General features: G+C 70.1%; 16 protein-coding genes. 2 read left to right on the top strand and 14 right to left on the bottom strand.

What is annotated here, in order from left to right; translation table 11 throughout:
* Positions 1-32: 32 nt before the first annotated feature.
* The 12 genes from FK529_RS18240 to FK529_RS18185 all read right to left on the bottom strand — a co-directional run bounded on the left by FK529_RS18240 (position 33) and on the right by FK529_RS18185 (position 17020).
* Positions 33-902 carry an ESX secretion-associated protein EspG gene (locus FK529_RS18240; protein WP_158635153.1) on the bottom strand — a complete coding sequence of 290 codons (870 nt, stop codon included), beginning with the start codon at positions 900-902 and terminating at the stop codon, positions 33-35.
* 60 nt (positions 903-962) lie between these two features.
* On the bottom strand, positions 963-1265 hold the full coding sequence (locus FK529_RS18235) for a hypothetical protein (RefSeq protein ID WP_146563899.1): 303 nt from the start codon (positions 1263-1265) through the stop codon (positions 963-965).
* Positions 1266-1294: 29 nt separating this feature from the next.
* A complete protein-coding gene (locus tag FK529_RS18230; protein ID WP_146563898.1) occupies positions 1295-1600 on the bottom strand; it encodes a hypothetical protein in 306 nt (101 codons plus the stop codon).
* Between the two features lie 53 nt (positions 1601-1653).
* The gene (locus FK529_RS18225) at positions 1654-3054 is read right to left on the bottom strand and encodes a PPE family protein (protein WP_146563896.1); all 1401 of its coding nucleotides are present in this window, start codon (positions 3052-3054) and stop codon (positions 1654-1656) included.
* 13 nt (positions 3055-3067) lie between these two features.
* Entirely contained in the window at positions 3068-3343 is a 276-nt protein-coding gene (locus FK529_RS18220; protein ID WP_269432104.1) for a PE domain-containing protein, read from the bottom strand.
* 160 nt (positions 3344-3503) lie between these two features.
* Complete coding sequence (locus tag FK529_RS18215) at positions 3504-4661, bottom strand: DUF7373 family lipoprotein (protein WP_146563891.1); 1158 nt, start codon at positions 4659-4661, stop codon at positions 3504-3506.
* A gap of 45 nt (positions 4662-4706) precedes the next feature.
* Complete coding sequence (gene eccCa / locus FK529_RS18210) at positions 4707-8927, bottom strand: type VII secretion protein EccCa (RefSeq protein WP_158635152.1); 4221 nt, start codon at positions 8925-8927, stop codon at positions 4707-4709.
* Positions 8927-10525, bottom strand: a complete 1599-nt coding sequence (gene eccB, locus FK529_RS18205; RefSeq protein ID WP_158635151.1) for a type VII secretion protein EccB — start codon at positions 10523-10525, stop codon at positions 8927-8929. Before eccB ends, eccCa begins: the two co-directional genes overlap by 1 nt.
* On the bottom strand, positions 10518-12452 hold the full coding sequence (locus FK529_RS18200) for an AAA family ATPase (protein WP_146563885.1): 1935 nt from the start codon (positions 12450-12452) through the stop codon (positions 10518-10520). Before FK529_RS18200 ends, eccB begins: the two co-directional genes overlap by 8 nt.
* Positions 12449-15148, bottom strand: coding sequence for a DUF5632 domain-containing protein (locus FK529_RS18195; RefSeq protein WP_146563883.1), 2700 nt, complete (start codon positions 15146-15148; stop codon positions 12449-12451). Before FK529_RS18195 ends, FK529_RS18200 begins: the two co-directional genes overlap by 4 nt.
* A gap of 14 nt (positions 15149-15162) precedes the next feature.
* Positions 15163-15480 carry a hypothetical protein gene (locus tag FK529_RS18190; protein ID WP_146563881.1) on the bottom strand — a complete coding sequence of 106 codons (318 nt, stop codon included), beginning with the start codon at positions 15478-15480 and terminating at the stop codon, positions 15163-15165.
* 244 nt (positions 15481-15724) lie between these two features.
* Entirely contained in the window at positions 15725-17020 is a 1296-nt protein-coding gene (locus tag FK529_RS18185; RefSeq protein WP_146563879.1) for an ROK family transcriptional regulator, read from the bottom strand.
* 441 nt (positions 17021-17461) lie between these two features.
* On the opposite strand from FK529_RS18185, the gene FK529_RS18180 reads away from it, so the two are divergent.
* Together FK529_RS18180 and FK529_RS18175 are read left to right on the top strand one after the other, a co-directional pair.
* Positions 17462-18997, top strand: coding sequence for an ATP-binding cassette domain-containing protein (locus tag FK529_RS18180; protein ID WP_146563876.1), 1536 nt, complete (start codon positions 17462-17464; stop codon positions 18995-18997).
* Between the two features lie 31 nt (positions 18998-19028).
* Positions 19029-19853 carry a Fic family protein gene (locus FK529_RS18175; protein WP_146563874.1) on the top strand — a complete coding sequence of 275 codons (825 nt, stop codon included), beginning with the start codon at positions 19029-19031 and terminating at the stop codon, positions 19851-19853.
* Here FK529_RS18175 and FK529_RS18170 read toward each other — a convergent pair.
* Positions 19841-20998 (bottom strand): winged helix-turn-helix domain-containing protein, encoded by a 1158-nt coding sequence (locus FK529_RS18170; protein ID WP_146563872.1) that lies wholly within the window; start codon positions 20996-20998, stop codon positions 19841-19843. The genes FK529_RS18175 and FK529_RS18170 overlap by 13 nt on opposite strands.
* Complete coding sequence (locus FK529_RS18165) at positions 20995-21399, bottom strand: NUDIX hydrolase (protein ID WP_146563870.1); 405 nt, start codon at positions 21397-21399, stop codon at positions 20995-20997. Before FK529_RS18165 ends, FK529_RS18170 begins: the two co-directional genes overlap by 4 nt.
* Between the last annotated feature and the right edge of the window lie 36 nt (positions 21400-21435).

The raw sequence follows: 21435 nt of genomic DNA, 5'->3' as shown, positions 1-21435 counted from the left end.
CCCAGGTCAGGGGACCAGCCAGGGGAGCTCTATCAGTTTGTTGTATCGAACCATCCGCGGCACCCGCCGCGCTCGACGAGCGCTGTGATCCCCTCGGAGAACCGCCGCCGGGTGCCGGGACTGAGGGTCACGTCGAGCACTCCCTGCGCACCGCGGTCGGTGGTCGACAGGACTCGGCCGGCACCGGTGTCCATCACGCCGACCGCCCACGCCGCCTGCGTGCGCACGCCGCTGGAATCCGCACGATGGTAGACGATTTCGGCTCGTCGCCCGGTGTACCGCGCGGCGTCGAGGAGCACGTCGATCGTCTGCGGGGACAGGTCGTGCTCGCGCAGCCGACTACGCACCTCGCGCTCGCCGCGGGCGCCCGTGACCTGCGGATCGAAACTCGCGACGATCTCCGCCAGTTCGCCCTCGTCGACGGTGAAGGACTCGAAGTCCGCGGGATCGCGTGCGCCGAGGACCCGCCACAGGGGTTCCACTACCGTCGATTCGAAATCCTCGCGATCGGTGCGGAAGCCCTGCACCGTGAACTGGTCGTCGTTGCGGAAGGCGACGACCACCAGCTCCTCGCGGCGCACCACTGCACCGCGGAGCACGGCGTCACCGTCGAACACGCGGATCGCGACCTCGGCGGCAGGTGCCTGCAGGGCGCTGAGCCACTGCCTGACCTGCGGGTCCACGGATCCGGTAGCGTCCACCAGCCCGGCATCCACCAGCCCCGGCAGGACCGCCAGGTCCACGACCAGCTGATCGTCGGGCCGGTACACGTTGGGGTGCACCGCTAGCACCACGGGCGCGAGCTCGCTGACGTCCGAAAGCCGCATCAACAGCAGCAGTTCGTCGATGTCAGCGGCGAAGGCGGACAGCTTCGCCGCCGGTTCGTCGCGCAGCACGGCCATGCGCCCCTCCACTTCCACCGAAGCCCGGCCACGCGCGTGCGGTGGCCGGGCCCGCGTCATCTAGATGTAGTAAAGGCCCGACGCCTGTAGCTGACCCGCCTGGTGGATCGTGGCGGCGGTCTGGATGTTCACGCCCGTCTTGCGGATCGCCAACGACAGGTTCTCGTTGGCCTTGAGGCAGACCTCGTGGACGTGCTGGTAGCTCTCCTGGTCGACGCCCACCCAGTTGCCCGCGTTGAGGTTCGCGGTGTTGTTGGCGGTGAGCTCGGCGATGTTCGCGTCCGCGATGGCCGAGGCCTTGCCCAGGCTCGCCGACGTGACGTCGTAATTGGCGTAGTCGACCTTGATCAGAGGTGAAGTCATTTCCGTAACCCTTCGGTGCTGGCGGCGGTCTAGACGACGTAGCCGGTGAACAGGCCGCCGGCGTCGCCGTCGGTGCTGGTGATGAGTCCGCCGTTGCGGCCGAGTGCCTCGGCCACGGCCTCGAGCTTCTGCTGCTCGGCGTTGCACACCGCGATGAGCTCCTCCATGTGGGCGCTCGCCTTGTTCGTGGTGTCACCGGCGTTCGCGGCGCGGTAGGCCTCGGCCGTCGTGCGGACGAACTTGATGTTGGCGAGGGTCGTCGCGGCCACGTCGTGGGTCTTCGCGGTACCGGCGGCATGTGCGCCGGTGTTCATCTCGTAGATCTGCGGGGGCATGAGTGTTCCTCCAGTTCAGGGGTGGTCGTGGTAGGCCGGGCGGATGGTGGGGATCAGCGCCTCTCCCCACTCGACGGAACGTCGACTGGAACGGACTCGTACTCGGGCGCCGAATCCTGGTAGACGGGTATCGCGGCGGTGTCGGGCACGACGATCCGCTCGCGCTGCTTGCCCTTCGACTGCGCGACGGGCGCGCTAGCGCCGGTCGGGACGAGCGGGCGCACCGGCTCGGCGGCCACGCGCGGGACCGGAGGGGGCGGCGGAGCGACGGTGAGACCATCGGTCGCCCAGTTCGCCGGGGCGGCCACCCGCGGCTGGGCCGCAGTGCTGGATTCGATGCGGAGCGCGGACGCACTGCGCTGCGCCGGCTCGCCGCGAGACATCCGCTCCAGCGTGGGCGAGCCGGGGCGGGTGCCGAAATAGCCGACGGTGCCGGTCCGGTTCTCAGGGTTGACGTTCGCGAGCAACGCGCTCATCGGCTGGTAGACGACACCGCCACCGGTGGCGACGGTGGCGGCGACGGTGCCCGCACTCACGCCGGTCTGCAGCGCCGTCCCACCACCGGATAGGGCGACGCCGACTGCTCCGCCCGCAACGCCGCCGGCGATACCCGCCGCGGCGACGCCCGCGCCGCCGAGCTGCTGCATCAGGCTCTGGCCGAGTTGCTGCCCAGCGGCGGGGCGGACTGCGCTGTTCTCACGCGACTGGGAACCTGCGGTCGCAGCGTTGGAGGCCGCCTGCTCGAACCGTTGTGCCTGCACGACGACAGTCTGGGCGAGCTTCGTAGCCGTTAGGACCCCGCCCGCGGTGCGCATGGCGAGCATGCTCGCGGTGGCCTGCGCGCCCTGCGCGGCGAGAGTCATCTTGGTGACGACCGCATCGCCGACCGACGCGGCACCCGCGGCTGCCGCGGGGATCGGCACGCCGATGGAGGTAGCCACCGGCTTCGGCGGAAGGAAGGGCTCGAAGGTCATGTTCGCGGTCGAGTTCGCGAGGTAGGTCAGCATCATCGCGGCGTTCTGCGCCCACATCGCCGCGTACTGCGCTTCGTTCGCGGCGATGGCCGCGGTGTTCACGCCGAGGAAGTTGGTCGCCTGCAGGATGCCGTGGGTGATGTGGTTGGCCGCGATCTCGGGCAGTTGGGCCATACCGGCCAAAGCCGCCGAGTAATCGGCCGCCTGCTTGGTGTGGCGAGTCGACGCGAGCAACGCCTGCGTCCGCAGCGCCTCGTTGTGCGCGAGGTACATCGCGACGTTGCGCGTCATCAGCGCCGTCTCCGGGGCCTGCCACGACGCGGCGAGACGGGGCAGCAAGGACTGCAGGAAAACGGACCGCGCGCTGACCGAGGCCGCGACCGTCGCCCACGCCGCGGCCGCAGCCGTCGCCGGTGCAGGGCCCGCCCCCGACATGAGGCGCCCAACGTTGACCTCGGGAGGGAGCGCGGGGAAGGTCACGACGTCACGCTCGTCAGAACTGCACGGCGTTGTCGGCCATGATGTACGTGGAGGCGGCGGCAGAGAGGCTCACTGCGTACTGCGCGACCTCGGCGTGATCGACCACGGAGGTGGCCAGAAAGTTCGCAGCGTGCGCCGCGGAGCTGGCCGAGGCCAGCAGCGAGACGTCGTCGGCGCCCGCCGGTACGACGGCGCCGATGGCGCCCGCGGCGCCACCGATCAAGCCCGAGGTGGTGGCGACGTTGGCCATGACCTCGTTGGTTCCTGCCAAGAGTTGTATAGGCGCCACGTTCAGGCCCACCTGTTTGTCCCCTTCAGATTGACTTTCAGATCGCAACTATCCCAGGCTGGTGTCCTCTCGTCAATCCCAGGTCACCAAAACAACCAGCACTGACAATCGGCGCCCACCATCGGTCCGGCAATCGAGCGTTGGGCACTTCACGCCGGTACTATTCGGCGTTCTTGAGGACCATGTAACTCGCCGCGCCACCTTGCTGAGCTTGGAGCAGCGACGCGCCCTGGGCCGCGCCGACGTACCGCCCGCGCGAAACGGAGCACGAGTAGACCCGCTCAGCGCGTCCGTACAGTGTTGCGACGGTCGAATGGCACCTCGATTCCCCGAGACCCGGCACGCCGGGCTCGGATCGGAAGCCTCGAGCCGCGGCTTCGGACGTCCCGATTCCGTACTGCCGCACGTAATCCGCTGCCCGGTCGGGGTTCGCAGCACGCAGGACCTGATTGCGCCCCTCATTACCGATGAGGTCGATCCCATGAACCGCGTATTTGTCTCGCGCCGTGCTCTTACGGCCGACGGCGCCCGTCACGTAAGTGTGGACCGAGTAGTAGCCGGAGGTGTACTTGACAGCGCCGGGCTCCGTCGAATCAACTCGAGTCAGCCGCAGGATCCCGTCCTTGTCCGCGGGCTGCGTTCTCGCGGCGTCGGGGCCGAAGGGCACGCTGTCGAGCTTCGGAATCTGCGCATCGAAGAAGCTCGTAGTGAGGCGCTCGACGCGCGTAGCGTCGCTGATGTTCGCGAAAGTCGCGGCAAGAACGTACTCCTTGTGCCGCAGCCAGATCGCAGGGCCCGTTCTGAACGACGTCGGCTGGAGGCCGACGTGCGCGGCAGGGTACTTCGACGGTGCCGCACTGGCGACGGTCGCTGGTATCTGCGCAACCCTGTTGAACGCCGTCTGCGCTCGGCTCACGTCGGAGTACCTCAGGACGATCATGGTGGCCTGCGGCGAGTCCTCAGTATTGGGGGCCTCCGTCGCCGCCGAGAGTACGCCGGATACGCGTCCCGGGTTCAGGGCGCTCCACAGATTTATTCCCATCACCCGGTACAGCGAGTTGGAGTCGGGGAGGCTGGGGAACAACCTGTACAGCCCCCAATCGAACCTGGCATCGAGGTCGAACGGCACTACGGCGTAGTCCCCCAGAGCAATGTTCCCCTGAACTGCTGCGTCATCACCGATCCGGTCAGGGACGTCGCGGGGCATCGTCGTGAAGTTCCCGGTGTCGAGCCGTACCTCCGAGGGAACCGCTTCGCCCGGCACGGTGGTCGAACACGCCGACCCCGACAGCGCCGCGACGACGACGAGTGCCGTCACCGTACTTCCCCTGGTACGCCCCATTCCCACATTCTCGCAGACGGCTCACCCCCACACGTCCTCGTCGGTCATTCCCTCGTCCCTGCGCACGCCGTTCCAGGCGACCTGGACGATGCCCGACGGAGCCCCGCGTCCGGGGTGGAACCGGCCGCGTCCCGCGACGCCGAAGCGCTGGCCCCGCTCACCTGCGATGTTCACGTTGAACTTGTCCGCGGAGAGCGCCAGGGCCATGGTGCTGTGCGTGTCGAGGTACTGGATCAGCGGGTCGGAACTCGCCTTGTAGAGGTACTCGGAGTCGTTGAGCACCACGATCACGTGGAAGCCCCGAATGACACCGTCGTTCATCAACTTCACCGTCTGGGTGATCGGATTGGTGCGGTCTCCGCGGGCTACGACGGCGTCGTAGTCGTCGATGATGAGGAAGACCTCGGGGCCCGTCCACCAGTCGCGGCGCGCGAGGGCGGCGCTGTCGGCCGTGTCCGGCACCCGGCGGTAGGTCACCTTCGCGGGGTCCGTCTCCCCCTCGCCCATCCATTCCACGAGCTTGTCCTGCCAGCGGCGCAGGAAATCGTAGAGGTCGGAGCCGTGCAGGCCGAGATTCTTCGGGTTCGGCGCGAAGGCACCGCGGTGCACGCGCTTGGGGTCGAGCAGGGCGATGGCACCGTCGTCGATGGTCGGGTAGCGGCGGCTGATCGCCTCGATGAGGGTGTGCACGAACGCGGACCGCCCGGATCCACTCTCGCCGACCACGTACATGTGCGCCTCGCGCCCAAAGTCCGCGGTAGCGGGGCCGCCGTCGAGCTCCCGGACGCCGAAGGGCAGGCGCACTCGCTCGCGCGCGCCGGCCTCGGCGGGCAACACGGAGAACAGGTCGTCCTTGAGGACCGACTCGGGCAGGGCCAGAAGCTTCGGCGCCTCCGCGCCGGAGGTGTTCGCGCGCCGGATCCGGTCGACGACCTCTTCGATGCCCACACTGAGGGTGTCGGGCGAGACGTCGCCATCGGCGCGGGGCAGTGCGACGAGTGCCAGCAGCTCCCGGTCCGTGGTGATGACGTGACCGGCCTTGTCGGGCACCGCCTTGTTCCGTTGGGAGTTCACGACGGACATGTCGTAGCTGGCCGTGGAGACCCGCCCCTCGATGATCGTGTGCATATGACTGGCGAGGCCGCGGAGCACCGTGTTGCGGGCGGTGGTGATGACGAAGTGGACTCCGTAGTTCAGGGCGCCCGACGCGAGCGACTCCAGCATGGGCACCCTGTCCTCGAAGACCCCGCCCTCGGTGACAGCGGCGTCGAAGCCGTCGATCACGATGAAGACGTCGCCGAAGGCGTCCTCGGCGATGACCTCTGCGCCGGGGTCGCTGCGCAGCCGCCGGTACTCCGCCATCGAGTTGACGCGGTACTTGCGGAAGAGCTTGACGCGCTGGTCGATCAGGTCGGACATCTGGGAGACGATCCGGTTGATCGCGTCCTCCTCGGAGCGCGTCGCGATCCGGGAGACGTGCGGCAGATCCTCGAGCCGCATCCAGCCGCCGCCGGTGTAGTCGACGATGAAGAACTGCACCTGTTGGGGCGCGTGGGTCAGCGCGAGGGAGGTCACCAGCGTCATCGCGGCGGTGGTCTTGCCCTTCTGCGGTGCGCCGTAGACGAGCACGTTGCCCTGGCCGCCCGAGAGGTCGAGCTCCCACACGGGTTGCTGGTGCTTGGCCGGGTCGTCGAAGACGCCGAAGGGCAGCTTCAGCGTTGCGGGGGTGGTCACCTTCGGAGCGACCCACTCGTCGGCCGCCAGCGATGGTGCCAGGACGTCCAGCGTGGTCGATGTGAGCTCCGGGAGCCACGGCTTGTACGCCGGGCGCGCCGGCGCCCTGGTGAGCAGTTCCTTCACCACCGTGAAGACGGTGGGCGCGGCGAGCAGTTCCTCCTCCGTGCGGACGATCTCGTCGTCCTCCACGATCTCGGCGTCGAGGTCCGGGATGTCCACCCGGCGCGCGGTGAAGCCGCGGGAGGAGAGGTCGTCGGCGGTGGGCTGCACGATCTCCCGCGCAAGGGGCTCCGGCTCCGCCTCGGGCGCGAAGTAGGGCTTGCCCGTGAAGCCCGCGTAGAACCGGATCAGCTCGTCCTCGTGCAGCGATTTGATGAGGCCGTTGCCGGGCTTGCCGGGCAGGTTCTTGGCGTCGGGCACGCCGATCACCGCACGCGAATCTCCGGCAGTGCCGGTGCGAAGGGCGATGTGGTAGTGGATGTTCGACTCCAGGCCGCGCGAGCGCGCCATCTCCGCGTTCTGCGAGGCGAGCAGCAGGTGGACGCCCACGGACCGGCCGACGCGGCCGATCTGGCTGAAGATGTTGACGAACTCGGGCTTGGCCTCGAGGAGCTCGGTGTACTCGTCGATGAGGACGAGCAGCGCCGGCATGGGCTCGAGGTCGGGACAGTGGCCGGACTCGCGGGCCTTCTCGTACTCGGTCAGGCCAATGATGTTGAACGACGGGTACCGTGCCGCGGCGCTGTCGAAGAGCTGCTGACGCCGCTTGAGCTCGCCGGTGATGACCTCCATCATGCGGTCGACCATGCTCTCGGACTTCTCGAGGTTCGTGACCACCGCGGCGACGTGCGGGATCTCCTCCATGCCCTGGTAGGTCGCGCCGCCCTTGAAATCCACGAGCAGCAGGTTGAGCATCGTCGGGGAATGGAACAGGCACGCGTCGAGGACGAGGCAGCGCAGGAACTCCGACTTGCCCGAGCCCGAGGTGCCGATCATCTCGCCGTGCGGGCCCGTGCCACCCTGGCTCGCCTCACGGATGTTGAGGAATATCCGCGTGCCGTCGGGGCCGAAGCCGATCGGGAAGTTGAGGCGGCGCGGATCGTCGAACCGCTTGATGCGCTGCCAGAAGTCGACCACGTCGATCGCGCCGGGATCGTCGACCTGCACGAGAGTCGCCCAGTCGCGCCCGGAGTCCTTGCGCTCCTTCGAGAGCAGCGATGCGGTGGTCTCGAGCTCCCAGCGCGCGAGCTTGCGCGCGGTGGTGTGCGCGTCGACGGGGTCGAGGTAGTCGGCCCGCGCGATCTCCTTGGGCTCCTCCAACGGCAGGTTCGAGTCCCAGCGGGTCACGATGCCCGCCCGGTCCACGTCGAGCAGCACCGCGTGCGGGAAGGAGTCGATCACGCCGTCGGGCGGCGACATGAGGATCCAGGTGACATCGGCGAGCGAGGCGATCGCCTGGTCCGTCATCCGGGCCCGCTCAGCGGAATCCACGATCACGACGGTGTGCCGGGTGCGTCCGGTCACCTCGGACTCGGTGGTGAAGGGCCGTGAGTAGTCGACGATGCGGTCCGCCTCGGCAGTGGGCTGCTCCTCGCTGCCGGCGAGCTCGTCGAGGAACTCGGTCCAATTGCCGTAGATCATGCGCCGCGAGCCGAGCGCATCGATCAGTGACGGATGCTGCACCTGGGGAAGCCATTTCAGGTACTCCCACCGACCGCCGTCGGGGGTGTCCGCGACGACGGCGAAACGGAGCCGGTCCGGTCCGTGGGTGATGGCGAGGTGGTTCAGCATGGCGCGCACCATGCCCGCGGAACGCTCGGCGTCGCCGCCGACGCCGAGCACGGGCAGGTTGCGCAGGGTCAGCGCGAGCGGCATGTCCGCGATGGTCGAGTGGGTGTGCAGGAACTTCACGGTCTCGGTCCACTGAACGGGATCGAGGAACTCACCCTCGGGCGCCTCGGGCGTGAGCAGCTTCGCTTTCGGCACGATGCGGCCGCGGCCGTACCGTGCGGCCGTGAACCGCGTCTTGCGCTCGGGATCACCGCCACTCACCTCCCACATCCGCTCGGTGCCGACGAGCGAGGCCGCGACGGACGGATCGGGATAGGCGTGAACGAGGGCGTCGAAGTAGTTGCGGCCGCGGGAAAGTGCCTTCTCGCGGGAAACGCCGATCGAGCGGCTGGCCTGCTTGCGGTCGTGCAGCAGCTGCGCCCTGGACTTGCTGCCGCTGCCGCCGGGACCGCCACCCATGTACGCGAACATGCCGAACAGCAGCATCATCGGCATGAGCAGCATGACCGGGTTGAAGCCACGGTTCATGCGGATCATCATGAACAGCATGCCGAGCACGGCGACCACCATGATGACGGGCATCATCACAGTGCGCCACCTGCCCGGAGGATCGACCTCGTCGATGGTGTCCGGCGTGCGGACTTCCACCTCCTTCTTGACGACCCGGGGCTCCTTCTTCGGGTGGAGCGGGGGTTCGAAGACCTGCCTACTCACTACTTCCCCTTCGGGTCGAACTTCGCCACGACGGGGTCCTGCGCACCACCGTCGTGCTTGATGGACGCACCGGCCTGCGACAGCGTGGGGCCCTGAGCGAAGAGGCTGATGATCGTCCACGGCGCGGGCACCGGGTCGCGCAGGCCGAGCGCCTTCGCGGACGAGCCCGGCTCGGTCGAGCCCTGGTCGTCGATGCCGTACCGGATGCCGGTGTCGGCGATCCAGAATTCGCCGCTGTGCTCGCGCGAGTCCTTCGCGGAGCCCGTGGCGTAGACGTACCGCCCGCTGTTCGCGGGCAGGTAGACCTCATCGGCGATCGTCCCCGCGGAGCCGGCTGCGCCGATCAACGAGATCCGGGCGGCGCTCTGCTCGGCGGTGAGCGGCACCGTGCCCGCGACCAGGACCTTCTGCTCGGCGGTCGGCGCGTCACCGTCACGCGACCAGCTCAGGCAGGTCACGGGGTCGCTGGTGGTGTCCTCGATCCGCACCTTGCCCGCCGGGAAGTGGTCGACGGCGATCCGTCCGCCCACCTTGGGCCACTGGTTCGCCTTCGACGCCTCGGTCTCGACGACCCCGCTCCTGACCGGCGAAGCGGTCTGCAGGATCGCCGCAGCGGTCTGGCTGACCTGCTGGACGCCGTCGGCGGCGACCACGTAGTAGGTCCACCCGCCGTCGACGGTGGCGACGCGCAGCGTAGTGCCGACGAGAAGCTTCTCGGTATTCGGGAAGCGCACGGGCTTACCGAGATCCATGATCGGTGGGACGTCGATGGGCTCGCGCGCCGCGAGAGCGTTGAACAAGCCCGACGACATCGGGATCACCCGCTGGTCGATGGAGATGCCCAGCGCCTCCCGGATCGCGGAGTTGCCCAGGTCGAGTCGCGCGCGGGCCACAACCCCGGCGTCGGAGTAGACCAGCCAGGTCTGGTTGTCGAAGGCCACGACGCGGGCGCGGTCTCCGGTCAGCTCGTCCGTGCCGTCGGCGGGCGTCAGTGCGCCGCCGATGACGGTGACCTTCACCGCGGAGGTCGCAGTGGTGGGCAACCCCGTCGACGGGTCGAGTGGCACGGCCGAGCCGGTGGCTGTGGTATCGCACACTGCCCACTGCGACATCCTGCTGGTGGAGTTCCGGATCGCCGTGGGGGCATACGGAATCCCCACCAGCGGGCCGCGCGGCAACTTCTCGATCTCGGCCGACTTCGCCAGCACCGGCGTCGCGGGGGTGCCGACGATCAGCTGACCGGAGACGACGTTGGGGATGGGGCTGAGTGCGTCGCCGACCTTGACGTACAGCGCGCCGGTCTGACTGTCCTGGATGATGTCGCCGTCGCCGACCTTGCCGGCGGGGAAGATCACGGCGGCGATCACACACCCGAGGACGACGACGAGGCCCGCGGCGAGCGCCATGTACAGCGGCGAGCCCTGGAACTTCTTGACGTCGTCGATCCAGCGCGTGTCCCGGCGGACCAGCGCCTCCTCGTTGCGCCGCTGCAGGTAGGCCTCGCCCGACTTCTGGTACTTCGAGGTCAGGCGAAACCCGCGGACCCGTTCCTGCAGACCCGATTTCGGATTCGACGGGTCCGGCGTCGTCTCAGCCACGCGATCGCTCCTCCCGACTCGTCTCCAAGAGGTGCCATTGCGACCAGGGGAAGTTCGGCGACACGCGCAGGGTCTCCTCGTAGGCCAGGCGCACGTCCTCGAGCTCGAGGGTGCGTAACAGCGTCCGCTTCTCCTCGGACGACAGCGCCGATCGGTCGATCGCACTGACTCGGAAGTCGCGGAAGCCGCGGGCGGCCGAGACGACGGTGCGCATGAAGCGGGCGTTCGACATGAGGTCGATGCCGGTGCACAGGCGGCCCTTGAGATCGAGGGCGCTCACCTCGGCGAGCCGCGCGTTGTGCTCCTCCAGGTAGTCGCGTACCCCGACGCCGAGGTTCTCCCGACTCTTGGCGGCCACGGACTCGGCGATCTCCACCAGTTCCTCCGCCGTGAACGAACTGAACGAGATGCGCGTCGGGAACCGCAGCGGGAGGCCGGCGTTCACCTGCAGCAGCCGGTTCATATCGTCGTCGTAGCCCGCAAGGACCACGACGACTTTGTCGCGCAGCGGCTTATCGCCCTCGTTCTCGATCCGGGCGAGCAACACCTCGAGCGCCTCGCGACCGAACTGGGACCCCTGGTCGTCCCCGTCTCCGGCGACGAGGCCGTACGCTTCGTCGAGGAAGAAGAGGCCGCCGCGCGACTCGTCGACCAACTTGTTGGTGCGGATGCCCGCCTGGCCCACGTAACCCGTCATCATGTCGCTGGGCTGGTGCTCGTACACCTCCGGCTTGGCGATCACGCCCAAGCCGTAGTAGAGCTTCGCGAGGATCCGTACACCCGTCGTCTTGCCGGTGCCGGGTGGGCCGGTGATGATGGCCGAGAGCCGCATCTCCTCCTCGCTGTACTCCTCGCCGAGCTCCTCACTGAGTTCCTTGCGCTCGCGGTCCATCTCGACCTTCGACGCGAGCCTCCGGATCTGCGACTTGACGTCCGGGCTGCCGACGAGCGCGTCGAGCTCGCGCCACGCGTCGGCGAGCACCACATCGCGCTGCCGGTCGAGGCTCTCCTGCTCGATCTCCTGGGCCGTCGTTCCGGAGGACGGGTCCCACGGGTCGGTGCGGGTGCGCATCGACTGCACGGTGACCACCTCGAGCGTGCCACCCGCCGCGGCGTGATCGAGGTCGGCGCGCGCCGAGATCCACGCGCGGGCGTCTCGGAGCAGCTTGGCGGCGGCCTCCGCCTCGCCGGTCGCCCGCAGCGCGTACGCCTGCGTCACCAGGAGGCTGGCCTGCACCAGCTTGAATTCCTCGGAGGCGAGTGCGGTCTTGGTCGCGGAGAGCGCCTGGTGAGCGTCACCGGTGCCGACGAGGGCGCGCGCGGTCAACGCGGTCACGCCCAGCTGCCAGAAGCGGACGGCCCCGTCCGTCTCGGCCGAGACCCACAGGGGCTCGCGGCTGTCGGCCACCGTGGAGAGCACCTCGGGCCAGCGGTGCGCCAGACCCAGCAGGCAGATCCACAGGTATCGCAGGTAGTTCCGCTGCGCCGGCGAGTCCGCGCTCACCTCGCGCTGCAGCCGGGTCAGCTCCTCCGCTGCCTCGGCGAGCCGGCCCGCCTGCGCCAGGATCACCGCAGCTCCCGCGCGCGCGTAGACGACATCAGTGACGGGCATCCCGAGTTCGACGACGCCCATCTGGACGGGGATCTTCAGCCCGAGCGCACCCTCCGCGGGGTCGACGACCATCCCGTTGCGGCGCAGTTCCGCGCCGAAGTTGCGCGCCGATTTCAGTAGTCCCCGCGCGGCCGACGGGTCGCTGAGCTGGGTGCGGTCGACGGCCATCAGGCCGATCCACGCGTCGCACATCGTGGGATCGGATTCGACGGCGAGGCGGAAGGCCTGCGCCGGCTCGCGGGAATCCGTCCGCGCCGCGAGTGATCGCAGCCCGAGCGAGAAGTACCGCTGGGCAGTGGGATTCGAGGTCGTCATCGTGCTTGCTTGGAATCCTGATCCTGGCTCGAGAGGAACCGTGCGTACGTCCAGGCGTAGACCGCCGACTCGATGTCGTGGTACGCCGCAGCGAGCGTGGCGACGAGGATCGCCCGCTCCAGCAGACGGTCGCGGAGGTGGAGAGCGTCCGGCGCGGGCACCGTCAGGTCCTCGACCGAGGCCGGGGTCCGGTCCAGGCTCAGGGCGTCGCCGAGGGCCCGCTCATCGGTGTGCAACTGCTCGAGAACCGCGGGCGGCACCTCCTCGTGCTCATCGAGGAAGCGCCGCGCGTCGATGCGTGCGGCCTCGATGCCGACGGCGTGCTCGGGCGCGATCGGCTGCGACTCCAGGTCCCGGATCAGGGCCCGCGCCTGCCGGTCCGCCTGCTCGGGCTCGAGCGACCGGATGTGCTGCAGGCGCGCGGGCGAGACCGTGGCCTCGAGGCGGCTACGCCCACCCGGGAGCACCGCGCCCGGCCGGAGCACCCCGACGAGGTTCTCCTCGCCGACGACGGACGCGTACGCGCGGCTCGGGTGCGTGGTGGCGGCGGCCGTGAGCGTATAGCCGCCGTTCGCCGCGTACTCGATCAACTGGCGCACCGGGTCGTCGATCGACGCCCAGCGATAGCCGGCGGGCACGTTCCACAGCACCCGGACACCAGCGGGGATCACCACGCCGGGCGGCAGCCAACCCGCATCCGAAGTGGTGACAGCCATGACCGTCTCCGCATCGTTGACCAACAGCCCTGCGGCCCAGTGCAGCCCGGAGTCGGGTCCGTGGGGGCTACCGCGCAGCGAGCCGAGAATCGAGGCGACCGCGTCGTACACCTGCTCCACGGCAGGCGACGCCTTCTTGCGCAACACCAGAGGTTCCGTACGACCCAGGATCGCGGGCCCGGTGGCGCGCACCGGTGCCGGCTTGACGGGCTCGGCCGTCTGAGCAGCGGCGGCGATGTCCGGCGCCACGAGCGCCGCCGGAGCCAGGTGAGCGGGATCGACCTTCTGCGCGTTCGCGGCCTTGAGCAGGTCGGAGAACTTGACGGGGCCCGACTTGCGCACCGGCCGCGACGGCGCGAGGGTGGGCTCTCCACGGTCGGCCGGCACCTGGTCGACCGTCTCGTCGGCGGTCGGCTCGTCAGCGCCCGGCTCGTCCGCCTCCGCGTCGATCGACTCCGTCGATTCGACAGGGGCGTCGACCGGGGCCGCGGCATCGTCGGCCGTGTCGGCTGGGGCCGCGGCATCGTCGGCCGTGTCGGCTGGGGCCGCGGCGTCGTCGGCCGGTTCGCCGAGGCCGTCCTCGTCGACCGCCGCGTCGCCTACTTCCGCCACGTCGTCGTCCTCGTCCGCGTCGGCCTCGGTGATGTCCACGACGGGTTCCTCTGCATCGTCGGTGATTTCGGCCCGAGGGCCGACGGGGACCGTCGGGGGAACCCCCGAGCCTCCCCACCCGCCACCCGAGGGCACGCGACCGAACGCGAGGAAGCCTTCGTCCATCGCGTCCGCACGGGCTCCCGGCTCACTCTCGGGCGACGGTCCGCCGCCCGGCTCGGACGGCGTCGCCGGCGCACCGAGCTCCACCCTCGCCCCCTCTCCGAACTCTCCGGCGACGGCCTCGGCGGACGTCGTGGGGAGCGGAAGAAACTGGGTCGGCGCGGCGACCGGGATCGGCCCGCTGCTGGGCCCCTGCGTCGCGGGCACGTCCGCGCCGGGCGCGCGGCCCAGCGACAGGAAACCGTTGATCATCGGCTGCGGCACCACCGGCACCGGGACGTCGTCGGCGGCCACCGTCGGGGACGGTGCGCGGCCCAAGCCCAGAAAGCCGTTCGTGATCACGGGCGCATCGCCCTCGGGCGGCTCTGCGGCGACGTTCTCCGCCGCGGGGTCCTCCGCAGTCTCGGGCAGCGGGGCCACCACGGTCGGATCATCCGCGGCCACGAACTCGTCGGCCGCGGACGCGGAGGCACCGTCGACCGGGAAAGCGGACCCCGCGAAGGCTTCCTCCGCCGCCGCGGCGGCGCCCTCCTCGACCGGGGCGACCCGCTCGTCGGCGGCCTGACCATTCCGGTCGGTGCGCGTGGTGCGGACCGCGTAGCCGTTGCGGGCGTGGCCGTAACGGGCGACGCGGCCGTTGCGTTCGGCGGCCTCGGCGCTGGCACCAGGCACGCGGCCGAACGCCATGAATCCACTGACCAGGCCGACCGCGGGCTTCTTCGTCGTGCTGCTGGTCTCGGGCGTGGCCATTTTCTCCGCCACCTCGGCGGCGCGCGCCCTGGCGCGGGCGATCAGCTCCGCGATCCGGCCGGCCGGGTCGACCCCGGCCTGGGCGGATTGCCGCTGCGCGGCCTCGATCTCGGCCTCGACCTGGTAGACGATCTCCGACTGCTCCAGGTTGACCTGCTGCAGGCTCCGCGCGAGCTCGCCGAGCGCGTGCGAGACGTGGACCAAAGACTCGCCCACCCGAACGATGCCGATGAAGCTCTGAGCCCACCTGCCCGTCTCGGACTCGAGGAAGTCGGCCACGTCGACCTCGCCCAGCTGGGCGGTCGCGGTAGTGCCCTCGCTGGCGACGCGGAACGCGTACGACGATGCCTGGGCCGCGGACAGGGCCCGGGACGCGAGGTCGTCGGGGGTCACCTCCTCCTCCCAGATCCCGTCGAGGAGAACGTCGGCGTGGGGAGTATCAGGGCGATCGATCACTTCGACACCTCACTTCATGCCGGGCGCGGCGCCGCGCTCGAGTCGGGCTCGCCCCACACCGACGAGGGCGATGCGGCGGCCGCGTCCCGTCGGACGGCAGCGCCGCCGGAGGCGAGAGCCTCGGCGGCCTCGAGCTCGGGCATGACGTCGTCGATGAGCTCGTCGATGATCTCGACGATTCGTTCGCCGTGCGAGCTCGTGCACCCCACCGCGGAACTGATCGAGGTCACGGTCGACCGCAACTGCGCCGTCGCGATCGCCGCACGCGCCTCGATGGCGCGCGCTCCGACGCTCTGGCCGAGGTTCGCATCGACGTCCTCGTCGGAACTCAATGCCACCCTCCCGTCTGCCCACCAGGCGGCACACACGCACCGACTGCGTTCGTTGTCGCAAAAGAATGTACCACTCGTATTGCAACTGCACTGCTCTGAAGCCGCCGCTATCCGAATGCAAGATAGGCAGGTCAGGACTCACAGAATCACCATCAGCAATTCCGAATGTTGATTGATCTGTGCGACGCGGGAGCGCTCGCAGGCGGCAGCGAGCTACCTCAGGTCGAGGACGCGGAGTGAGCGTTCAGGCGACCACGCGGGAGACGGCGCCGAGCGGATCGGTGTAGACACCGTCGAGCGCGGCGGCGCCGGCGGCCTGCTGCTGCACGCGCGCACCGGCACCGCTGACCCGCACCGACCGGCCGGGCTCGGCCGAGGTGGCCTTCAGTGCGGCGGAGACGTGCGGGAGGATCGCAGTGTGGTCGGTGAAGGCTTGGCCGCCCAGGATCAACCGGTCCGGGTTGAAGATGTCGGCCACCAGCGCGGCGGCCTCACCCAGCACTCGTCCGCGCTCGGCGACGATCGCCCGCGCGGTCTCGTTGCCGCCGTCGGCCAGCTTGTGCAGGTCCACAATGGTCCGCACCGGAAGCTTCTGCGCGCGAGCGGCGTCCACAACCGCGGTGTCGGTGACCGCGTCCTCGAGGCGGCCGGTGCGCTTCGGGTCCAGTAGGTCGACGCCCCGGGTCGGCAGGTGGCCGATGGTGTGCGGCCCCGACTTCGGCGAGTGCACCGCACCGTGCAGCGCCAGCGCGACGCCCACGGTCTCGCGGCCGTAGAAGTACAGGGTGGAGCCCTGCGACTCGTACTCCTCCGACAGGTGCAGCTCCGCGGCGGCCATCGCCTCGACGTGCGGCGCCACGGTCACGGGCAGGCCGATCGCGCCCGACAGGCGTTCGCCCAGAGCGAGGTCCTTCCACCCGAGGCGCGGGTGATCGGCGACGACGCCGCGGTCGTCCACCCGGCCGCCGATGGCGACACCGGCGCCCAGGACGGTACGGCCGTCCCAGCGGGCGAGGAACCGTCGCGCGCTGGTCGCGATCACCGAGAGCACCTCGCCGGGCTCGCCGCTCTCGGGGGTGGGGATCTGGATGGCGCCGACGACCTTGCCGGCGACGTCGTGCATGGTCACCGTGCTCACGCGGAAACCGATGTGGATGCCGAGTGCGACGGGGCCGTTCGGGTCGACCTCGAGCGGCAGGCGCGGACGGCCGACGACGCCGCTGGCGGCGCGGTCGGCGCGCTCCCGCACCAGCCCTGCTTCGATCAGCGCCGTGACCTGCCGGTTCACAGTCGCCGCCGACAGCTGGGTCTCACGCACGATCTCGTCGCGAAGCACCAGGCCGCCGCGGCGGATGACGCGGAGCACCGCCGCGGCGGGCTTCTCGGAGACCCGCAGTTGCGGGGCGAAGACGCGGGCGGGGGAGGCGGTGCGGGCCGGACGCTCGGTGGCGGCGGGCCGGGCCAGCGGGTTACGCGGGCGGGCGGGGCGGGCCTGCGGGGCGCGGGTGGCGGGAACGGCGGGGAGATCAACGACGGTCATGGTTCCTCGAAGTGTGTGCGTACGCCGCGGCTCCGGGTGATCCCCGGGCGCAGACGTGGAATGGAGTTGTCGATCGAATCAGCCCGTGCGGGGCTGGCGGAATTGCGAGCCGGAGCGCTCAGCAGCAACACATTCGACAGTGCACGCGAACCATGGGGAGACGGCAGCCCAACGCGACGGTCTCATAACCGACGCGAAGATGGGCCTCAAGACTCCCGGACATGAACTGAAAGTAACACCACACACTGCGCGCCGCACAAGCGCCGCGGCCCGGAGTGGGACATAGATCACACTCGGATATCTCCGGAATATTTCGATGCGCCGCTCAATCGCCGCGGTTAGACTCGCAGACATGCTGTCCTGAGACGTCCTCGGCCCTGCCGCGCGCACCGGTGTGACCACCCCACCCGACGCGGCCCCTGACGATCTCCAGGAGCATTCATGGCTACCTCTCTCGCTGTCTCCGCACTCTCCCTGCGCTGGCCCGACGGCACGAAAGTCTTCGACGACCTCAGCTTCACCATCCCCGCCGGACGCGCCGCCCTGGTCGGGGCCAACAGCGCCGGCAAGAGCACGCTACTGCGCATCCTCGCAGGTCAGATCGTTCCCACAGCGGGCTCGGTGAGCGGCACCGGCGTAGTCGGCTACGTGCCGCAGCACCCGCAGGCGCGCCCGGAGAGCACCCTCGCCGACGCGCTGGGCATCGGCGGCACCGTCGCCGCCCTGCGCCGCATCGAGGGCGGCTCGGCAGAGCCCGCGGATTTCGAGGCCGTCGGCGACGACTGGGACGTCGAGGAGCGGGCGACCGCGGTCCTCGACGGCCTGGGCCTACGGCTCGGCGCCCTCGACCGCACCGTCGGCACGCTGTCCGGCGGGGAGGCGACCCTGCTCGCCATCGCGGGGCAGTTGCTGCTGCGGCCCGACACCCTGCTCCTCGACGAGCCGACCAACAACCTCGACGAGCGCGCCCGTGGCCTGCTCACCGACGCGCTGGAGCGGTTCGCCGGGACGACCGTGGTGGTCAGCCACGACCTCACGCTGCTCGAACGGATGGACTCGACCGTCGAGCTGTACCGCGGTTCCGTCCGCGTCTTCGGCGGTCCGTACTCGCACTACCGCGCGGTGCTCGACGCCGAGCAGGCCGCCGCGGAACAGGCCGTGACCACGGCGAAGGTCGACCTCAAGGCGCAGCGCCGCGACCTGGTGGAGGCGCAGGTCAAGCTCGATCGACGCGCGCGGTTCGCCGCGAAGGCCGAGGCGGAGAGGCGGGTCCCGAAGATCATCGCGGGTCTGCGGAAGAACGCCGCGGAGGTCTCGGCCGGCAAGCACCGGGGCCTGCACGAGGACCGCGTCGATTCGGCCCGGGATGCCCTGGACGCCGCGAAGGAGGGCGTCCGCGACGACCGCTCCGTCCGCATCGCCATGCCCGAGCCCGGCTCTGGCCTGCACCGTCTCCAGCTCGACGACGGTCCGCTGCAGGTCGTGGGCCCGGAGCGGATCGCGCTCGTCGGCCCCAACGGGGCGGGCAAGACCACGGTGCTGCGCCGCGCCATCGCCGCCGCCCGGGCCGCGGAGCCGCCGACGGTGATCGGCTACGTCCCGCAGGACGTGCGCTTCGGGCCCGCCGAGGAGGGCACGCTGCTCGACGCCGTCCGGGACTCCCACCCGGACCTCGACGCCCAGCACGCACACGCCGCGCTCGCGCGGATGCTGTTCCGTGGGCGGCAGTCGGAGCGGATCGTGAACACCCTCAGCGGCGGGGAGCGTCTGCGGCTCGCGCTGGCGATCGCCCTGCTCGGGGACCCGGCACCGTCGCTGTTGGCGCTGGACGAGCCGACCAACAACCTCGACGTCCCGTCGGTGGAACTGCTGGTGGAGGCGCTGAAGTCGTGGGAGGGGGCGCTCGTGGTCGTCTCCCACGACCGGGCCTTCCTCGACCTGCTGGAGCTGACCCGCGAGGTCGAGATCACCCGCTGATCCGGTCGACCGGTGTCGATAAGCTGCGGGGATGGATCGAGCGACGGTGTTGGGGGCGATCGCCAACAGCGTGCTCGAGGGGTGGGCGCCGACGCCGCTGGATGCCGAGCGGCTGCTCGCGCTGGCGGACGGGGCCGTCACGCTCGACGAGTACGTCGCCGCCGCGATCGACCGCGCGCTGGCCGGCGCTGAGACCGGCTCGCCGGACTGCATCGACGTGCCGCGAGACTTCCCCGACACGTTCTATCCGGGCACGCGGATCCTGCGCAACCGCTTCGGGATCCGCGACGCGGGTGCGCTGCAGCAGCTCGAGTTCGAGATCGGCACGGCCCGGCAGTGCGGTCTCGAGGCGCGGGTGATCGACATCCCGGCGACCTTCGACGGCGCGCACCTCGTCGCGATCCATCGCGTCCTGTTCGGCGAGGTCTACCCGTGGGCGGGCGTCTTCCGCCAATACGACATGGGCTTGCGGGACCAGACCTTCGGCGCGGCGACGATCGAGCGATACCTCGAGGATGCAACGGTGATCCTGCAACTACCCCACGAACCCTTCGCGCAAGCCGCCGCACCGAGCGACCGCGCGCGGCGGGCCTACGGGCATCGCGCCGCCACCGCGTACGCCTACCTCAATTGTGCGCACCCCTTCCGCGAGGGCAACGGGCGCGCGGCGAAGACGTTGCTGCAACTGGTCGCCGCCCGCGCCGGGTACCGGTTCGAATTCTCCGCCGTTACCAAGAAGCAGTGGGATTCCGCGTCTCGGCAGTCGGCCCCGGACCCGGGCCACTACCGCCCCGACGCCCACGCGCTGTTCCGCGTCTTCGACGCCATCACGATGCGGGCGGGTCAGAGTCGGTAACCCTCCAGCCCCAGCCACTCCGCCATCTCGGCGACGGTCTGCTCCAGTGCCGCCTCGGACGCCGCGTCGCGGCCACCGGGCTCCCAGGTCGTCGAATGGATCAGCAACTCTCCCGCTGCCCGGTCGGCCTTGACGTCGCATCGCGCGACGATGCGATCACCGAACAGGAAGGGCAGCACGTAGTATCCGTGCACCCGCTTCTCCTTCGGCGTGTAGATCTCGATCCGGTAGAAGAAGTCGAACAGCGCCTCGGCGCGCTCGCGCTGCCACACCACGGGATCGAAGGGCGAGAGCAGCGCCCGCGCCGCGATGCCCCTGGGCCGCCTGGCCTCCGCGTGCAGGTAGACGGTGCCGGGCCACCAGTCCGCCTCGACGGGGATGAGTTCCCCTGCAGCCACGAGCTTCTCGACCGCGGGTGCCGCCTGCGCCGTGGACAGCCGGAAATAGTCGCGCAGGCAGCGCAGGTTACCGATGCCGTGCGCCTTCGCCGACTGGCGGATCAGCTCGACGTAGGCCTCCTCGTCCGGCACGATGCGGTCCGCGAGGTCGCCGAGCACCGCGGACGTGGGCGCGTAGAGCCGCTCGAACTGGCTGGTGCGGCCGGCGCTGGTGACCTCGCCGGCGTGGAAGAGGACCTCCAGCCCCTCCTTCACCGACGACCAGTTCCAGCCCCAGTGCGTCTTCTCCACCACCTGCTCGTGCTCCAGGTGCGCCTCGAGGGCGCGGGCGGTGAGCGGCGGGAGCGCGGCGAGTTCGGACCGTAGGCGGTCGAGCTGGCCGGGATGCCGGGACTCGTAGCTCGCGAACCGCTGTGCCACCCGGTCCGCTGTCCGACGGTGCCGCAGCAGCGGCCACGTCTCCGGGGGGACCAGCGAGGCCTCGTGCGCCCACGCCTCGACGAGCCGGCGAGGCGCCCGGTCGCGGGCACGGTCGAGCAACGCGGTGTCGTAGTCGCCCAGGCGCGCGAACACCGGCAGGTACTGGCTGCGCGCGACGACGTTGACGCTGTCGATCTGGATGAGCTTGAGCCGGTCGATCGTCTTCTGGACCTGCCGCATCGTGGGCGCCGCCGTGCCGGCGAAGCCCGGCTCGAAGCCCTGCGCCGCGAGCGCGATCCGCCGCGCCTGGGGCTGCGTGATCCTCATGTGCTCGGCGCGCCGGCCAGCCGCGGGAAGAGGTACTGCTCCAGCATCGGCGCGATGGTCACCCCGCCGTGGTCCGCGGGATCCAGCCAGCGTGCCTCGGCGATCTCCGCTGCGGCGCGCGGCTCCACGCGCAGCTCGGTGGCGAAGACCGTGGACTCGATGTCGGTGTTCGCCTCATTCGCGGCGGGACCCCGCCACGAGACCAGGTGAGTGAGGTCCTCCGTCGTGAGCGCGACACCGAGCTCCTCGTCGATCTCGCGGACCGCGCAGTCGATCGCGGCCTCCCCCGGTTCCAGCTTGCCGCCGGGCAGCATGAAGGCGTCGGTGCCGCGTTTGCGCACCGTGAGCACCCGTCCGGCCTCGTCCCGGAAACACACCGCCGCCACCGTCAGCACGTCCATACGGTCACCCTAGCGAGGGTGTCCGACAGAACGGGC

It is taken from the genome of Tsukamurella asaccharolytica (assembly GCF_007858435.1).
GTDB classification, from domain to species: Bacteria; Actinomycetota; Actinomycetes; order Mycobacteriales; family Mycobacteriaceae; genus Tsukamurella; species Tsukamurella asaccharolytica.
Note: the sequence above shows the minus strand (reverse complement) of the source record. Positions and strands in the feature narration are given on the sequence as shown.